Below are 4,844 nucleotides of genomic sequence, written 5' to 3'. Positions count from 1 at the left end.
TGTTGCAGACGTTGGGGATTAATTTCGGCAATTGCCACTCCCGCTTCTTCCCCCGCATCGGCTAAAACCACACCCCAAGGATCGATAATCATAGCGTGACCGTGGGTGTAACGGCGTTCGTAATTATTGCCCGTTTGAGCGGGAGCTATTATATAACAAGTATTCTCGATCGCTCGCGCTTGTAACAAAACTTTCCAATGATCTTTCCCTGTAAAAGCCGTAAACGCCGCGGGTACAAATAAAACATCGGCTCCTTGCTGCGATAAATAGCGATAGAGTTCGGGAAAACGCACATCATAGCAAATCGAGAGGCCAATTTTTCCCAAGCTATCGGAGCCATAAATCGGCGGTAAATCGATTCCTGCCATGACTGTACTCGATTCCTGATAGGTGTTACCATCCGGGACATTGACATCAAAAAGATGGACTTTTTGATAACGGGCTAATTCCGCACCGTTGCCATCGACTAAAATAGCGGTATTATAAGCCTTATCGGGAATACCCGTCACCGGCACGGGAAAACCACCCCCTAAAATGGTCACTTGAAACCGTTGGGCCATGGTGCGGAGGAATTTATCGGCTTTTCGAGCAATAGTCTCGGCCTGGGCGATTTTATCGGTTTCTGCCCCCATAAAAGCGAAATTCTCTGGTAAACCGATTAATTCCGCCCCTTTACCCACGGCAAGTTCGATCAATTCTTCAGCGGCAGCGAGATTTTTCTCTAAATCCGGCTGACTGGTCATTTGAATGGCGGCGGCGAGATAGGATTTCATGGGGGTTGAAGCTCTAGAGTCGGATAATCTCTGTAAAATTAATCATAACCTTCGATTATATCCAATTTCAGATATTTTGTCACCCCATGAGTAAAATTGTTTTCTGTGACTTTGATGGCACTATCACCGCCGTGGAGACTTTTGCGGGTATGCTCAAAGAATTCGCCCCCGATTTATCAGCCCAAATTATGCCCCAAATGTACGCCCGCACTCTCAGTCTGCGCCGGGGTGTTCGTCAACTGCTAGAGTCGATACCGAGCCAAAAGTACGCCGATATTCTCGCCTATGCCGAAAGCAAGCCAATTCGCCCCGGATTAGCCGAATTCCTCGCTTTTTTACAGGAGCAATCCATCCCTTTTATTATTATCTCCGGTGGCATTCAAGGCATGATTGAAACGGTCTTAAAACGGGAGGGACTATTAGATAAGGTGACGGCAATTTATGGGGTCAATCTTCATACTCAAGGGGAATATTTGCAAGTTCGCTCCGATTGGGAAAATGAGACGGAATTAGTGGCTAAAGCCTTGATTATGGACAAATATTCAGGAGTAGAAACTATTGCGATCGGTGATTCCGTTACCGATATTACCATGGCTAGAAGGGCCGATCTAGTTTTTGCTAGGGATCGTTTAATCGATTATCTACAAGCGGAAAATCAACCCTATATTCCTTGGGATAACTTTTTTGAGATTCGCGAATATCTGTTATTGAGAGATTAGGGATTGGCTGTTATAAGTAATGGTTAGGATAGGCAAGAGGCAATGATTTTCGCCGTCTCATTCCCAAGCTCCGCCTGGGAATGATTTTTGAAGGCTCTGCCTTCTGTAAAGATTACTCAGGAGGCAGAGCCTCTCATTAAACATTTCTAGGCAGAGCCTAGAAACGAGAGATTCTAACATCCAAGATCAACCCGTTAAAAGATTTTTTACTACCCTACTCTCAAGGGTAACAATAATTGTAAATTTTTGTTAATTTATGTTGGTTTACACTTGACAAAATCGGGGGAGGGGGGTAAAGTAATCTTGGTTCTGATTCGTTTTGTGACCACCAAGGTCTTGACAAATTAGGAAAAAACCCTCCGACTTAACTGTACAGTTCATTCAATGTGCGATTGCCCGGGAGAATATTTTATGGCAGTTTCATTAACAAAAGGACAACGAGTATCGCTAGAAAAAGTTGCTCCTGGATTATCAGAAGTATTTGTAGGATTGGGATGGGATGTCAAAGCCACTGACACTGGATCGGACTTCGATCTAGATTCGTCGGTGTTTTTGTTGGGAGCTAATGAAAAGCTAATCTCAGATAAACACTTCATCTTCTACAACAATCTTGTCAGCCCTGACCCAAACAAATCAGTCCAACATATTGGGGATAACTTAACAGGACTTGGGGAAGGGGATGATGAAGTTATTAAAATTGACCTCAAGAAAGTACCAGAAGAAGTCAAGAAGATTGTTATTACAGTAACGATTCACGAGACACAGCAAAGTCGCCAGAACTTTGGACAAGTACAAAACGCTTTTGTGCGTATCGTCAATGCTCAGAACAAACAAGAGGCTGTACGCTACGACTTAGTAGAAGACTATTCCATTGAAACCGCCCTAATCATGGCAGAACTATATCGCAAAGATGGGCAATGGTCACTCAATGCGGTAGGTTCTGGCTATCAAGGAGGGCTGCAAGCATTGCTAGATCGTTATAGCTAAGGAAAGTTCAAATGAAACCGCCCTAATCATGGCAGAACTATATCGCAAAGATGGGCAATGGTCACTCAATGCGGTAGGTTCTGGCTATCAAGGAGGGCTGCAAGCATTGCTAGATCGTTATAGCTAAGGAAAGTTCAAATTATGGCTATCAATTTACAGAAAGGGCAACGCATTTCCCTGACAAAAGAGGCACCTGGTCTGAAAAAAATTATTTGTGGACTAGGATGGGGTGTAGTAGAACAAACTGGGGGTGGCTTGTTCGGCGCATTTAGCAACAGACCGAACTACGACCTAGATGCTTCAGTAATCTGCTTGGGCAGTAACGGAAAAGTTGGAGACAAGGACGATATAGTTTATTTTGGCAATCGCAAGCATCGATCAGGAGGAATCACTCACTTAGGCGATAACTTGACGGGAGCAGGAGAGGGAGATGATGAGCAAATCATTGTTGATCTTTCCTTAGTGCCATCACGAATTACCAAACTGGTTTTTACAGTCAATATTTATGACTGTATAGCCAGAAAACAAGACTTTTTCCAAGTAAAAAACGCATTTGTACGATTAGTCGATATGTCTAACAACAAAGAGCTTGCTCGCTACAATCTATCAGGAAATGAATACAAAGGTGCTACGGGAATGATTATGGCAGAGTTATACCAACATAACGACGAGTGGAATTTGGCTGCAATTGGAAATGGAGTTAGTGTCAACGGATTAGGAGAAATTGTCGGTTCTTATGCTTAGTAAAGCAAAGCTATGTCATCTTTATTTGAACGACTGGACTTAACTAAATACAACCGCAAGCTAAAACAATCTCTATCTCAGCGTATAGATCTCACTAGACCAATTAAACTCAGGTGTCAATCTTGTAGATCGCACATTCAAGCAGAATGGGAATTTTGTCCTAACTGCGGTTTTCCCTTGCGAAATTTTTCAGAAAAAAGTCGCCATTGTATTTGGATAGATATTTCAAATATGGAAGTCTTACCCGAATATCAAGAAACCATGAGTGCAATTTTTATGGAAGCTTTTTCCAGACTGTATGGTGCATTCAGAGGTGTTCAGGTTTTTCTTACTACAGAACCACCTAACAGTCAGGAATGGCAAGATAAATTTACTCATGTTTATGTATTTGCTGACAGTCAGCCAGTAGATTATTTAGGAGTAGCGAGCTTCTTATTAGGTAAAGTTACTGGTCATGCAATTATCAGAATCGATCAAGTTTTTTATGCTTCTTGTAGAGGCAATCTTAGTATTAGTAGTCTATCTAACTTAATTGCCAACACGATTGCTCATGAGATTGGTCATACCTTAGGTTTAGATCACTCTGCATTGCCAACAGATGTCATGCACGATGGATTAGACTACACGACTCATGGTGCCATGCCCCCTTCATTTCACGCAGAGCAGATTAACCTGATGAACAGTGCTATTCGCAGATATAAGACTGAAGAACAATGTTAGTGCGATCACACTTGATCATATAGCGTGATCGCTTTTTTTGTTATAATCTTAGAAGTGTGAATAAATGAAGCAAAATTGGCTCTCCCGTACTTGTGATAATAACAAAAAATTGCTGATACAAAATTTTCGATGATCCAGAGCATTCTGAGAGCGAGGAACGATATCTGATTGTTGGCGAGTCAGATCGAGGGCGATTGTTAATTGTATCCTATACTGAAAGAGGAGATGTAATTCGACTCATCAGTGCAAGGGAAGTGACGCAAACCGAACGAGAAGCTTATGAAGAGGGATGAGCCAGAAATGGAAGATGATTTACGGACAGAGTATGACTTGAAGCACCTCCGAGTTAGAAAGTTAGGCTCTGGAAGAAAAAGCTTTGATGGAGTCACTGTGCGCTTGGAGCCTGATGTCGCGGAAATGTTTCCCACTGCTGATGCGGTTAACGAAGCCTTAAGATTGTTGATCAGAGTAATGCGAGATAACAAAACTCTTGCTTCTACAGTACAGGCTAACCTAAAGGCTGAGTCCTGACAAAATGCAGGGCGGGATTGAGTATTTATAAGAAAGCGAAGCGAATGGCGAATAAAGCTATAGTCTCGAATTAGATGCGATCACGCTATATTTGTAGAGGGCGATCGCTTTTTGTGTTATAATCCTAGTACAGCCTGGCAAATTCCTTTTCTGTAGGGGCGTATGGCATACACCCTCCCTTAGATAACCTTTTCTTATCACCACAAATACGGGAGAGCCGAAAAATTACTATGAAAGTTAAAACAGATTTGACGATTCCTGAGATTGAGGAAATTAGAAAAGAGGGAGTTAAAGCTCTCGTAGAGAGATTGGGAATTGCTAAAGCGGCTTTCTTTCTAAGAGAAACAGCATCCCAACCTCTAAATTATTT

General features: G+C 42.3%; 7 protein-coding genes and 1 pseudogene. 7 read left to right on the top strand and 1 reads right to left on the bottom strand.

The window, feature by feature from the left end; genetic code table 11:
• A partial coding sequence (locus PX482_RS07105) for a carbon-nitrogen hydrolase family protein (protein WP_288122249.1) occupies positions 1–773 on the bottom strand: 773 nt, incomplete at its 3' end.
• An 86-nt stretch (positions 774–859) separates the two neighbouring features.
• Here PX482_RS07105 and PX482_RS07100 point away from each other — a divergent pair.
• The 7 genes and pseudogenes from PX482_RS07100 (at position 860) to PX482_RS07070 (ending at position 4,474) form a co-directional block, all read left to right on the top strand.
• Positions 860–1,492, top strand: a complete 633-nt coding sequence (locus tag PX482_RS07100; RefSeq protein WP_288034190.1) for an HAD-IB family phosphatase — start codon at positions 860–862, stop codon at positions 1,490–1,492.
• Positions 1,493–1,903: 411 nt separating this feature from the next.
• Positions 1,904–2,479: a TerD family protein gene (locus PX482_RS07095; protein WP_288025585.1), complete on the top strand. Its 576-nt coding sequence runs from the start codon at positions 1,904–1,906 to the stop codon at positions 2,477–2,479.
• A 28-nt stretch (positions 2,480–2,507) separates the two neighbouring features.
• Positions 2,508–2,606 (top strand): TerD family protein, encoded by a 99-nt coding sequence (locus tag PX482_RS07090; protein ID WP_288122247.1) that lies wholly within the window; start codon positions 2,508–2,510, stop codon positions 2,604–2,606.
• 14 nt (positions 2,607–2,620) lie between these two features.
• On the top strand, positions 2,621–3,223 hold the full coding sequence (locus PX482_RS07085; protein WP_288094056.1) for a TerD family protein: 603 nt from the start codon (positions 2,621–2,623) through the stop codon (positions 3,221–3,223).
• 12 nt (positions 3,224–3,235) lie between these two features.
• Positions 3,236–3,943 carry a zinc-ribbon domain-containing protein gene (locus PX482_RS07080; RefSeq protein WP_288122245.1) on the top strand — a complete coding sequence of 236 codons (708 nt, stop codon included), beginning with the start codon at positions 3,236–3,238 and terminating at the stop codon, positions 3,941–3,943.
• 116 nt (positions 3,944–4,059) lie between these two features.
• Positions 4,060–4,236: pseudogene (locus PX482_RS07075) on the top strand (BrnT family toxin); the annotation flags it as partial.
• Complete coding sequence (locus PX482_RS07070; protein WP_002755276.1) at positions 4,223–4,474, top strand: hypothetical protein; 252 nt, start codon at positions 4,223–4,225, stop codon at positions 4,472–4,474. The pseudogene PX482_RS07075 and the gene PX482_RS07070, both read left to right, overlap by 14 nt.
• The last annotated feature ends 370 nt before the right edge of the window (positions 4,475–4,844 follow it).

The sequence above is a fragment of the Microcystis sp. M53602_WE12 genome, from assembly GCF_030065455.1.
GTDB lineage: Bacteria > Cyanobacteriota > Cyanobacteriia > Cyanobacteriales > Microcystaceae > Microcystis > Microcystis aeruginosa.
This window is presented reverse-complemented; position numbering and strand designations above follow the sequence as displayed.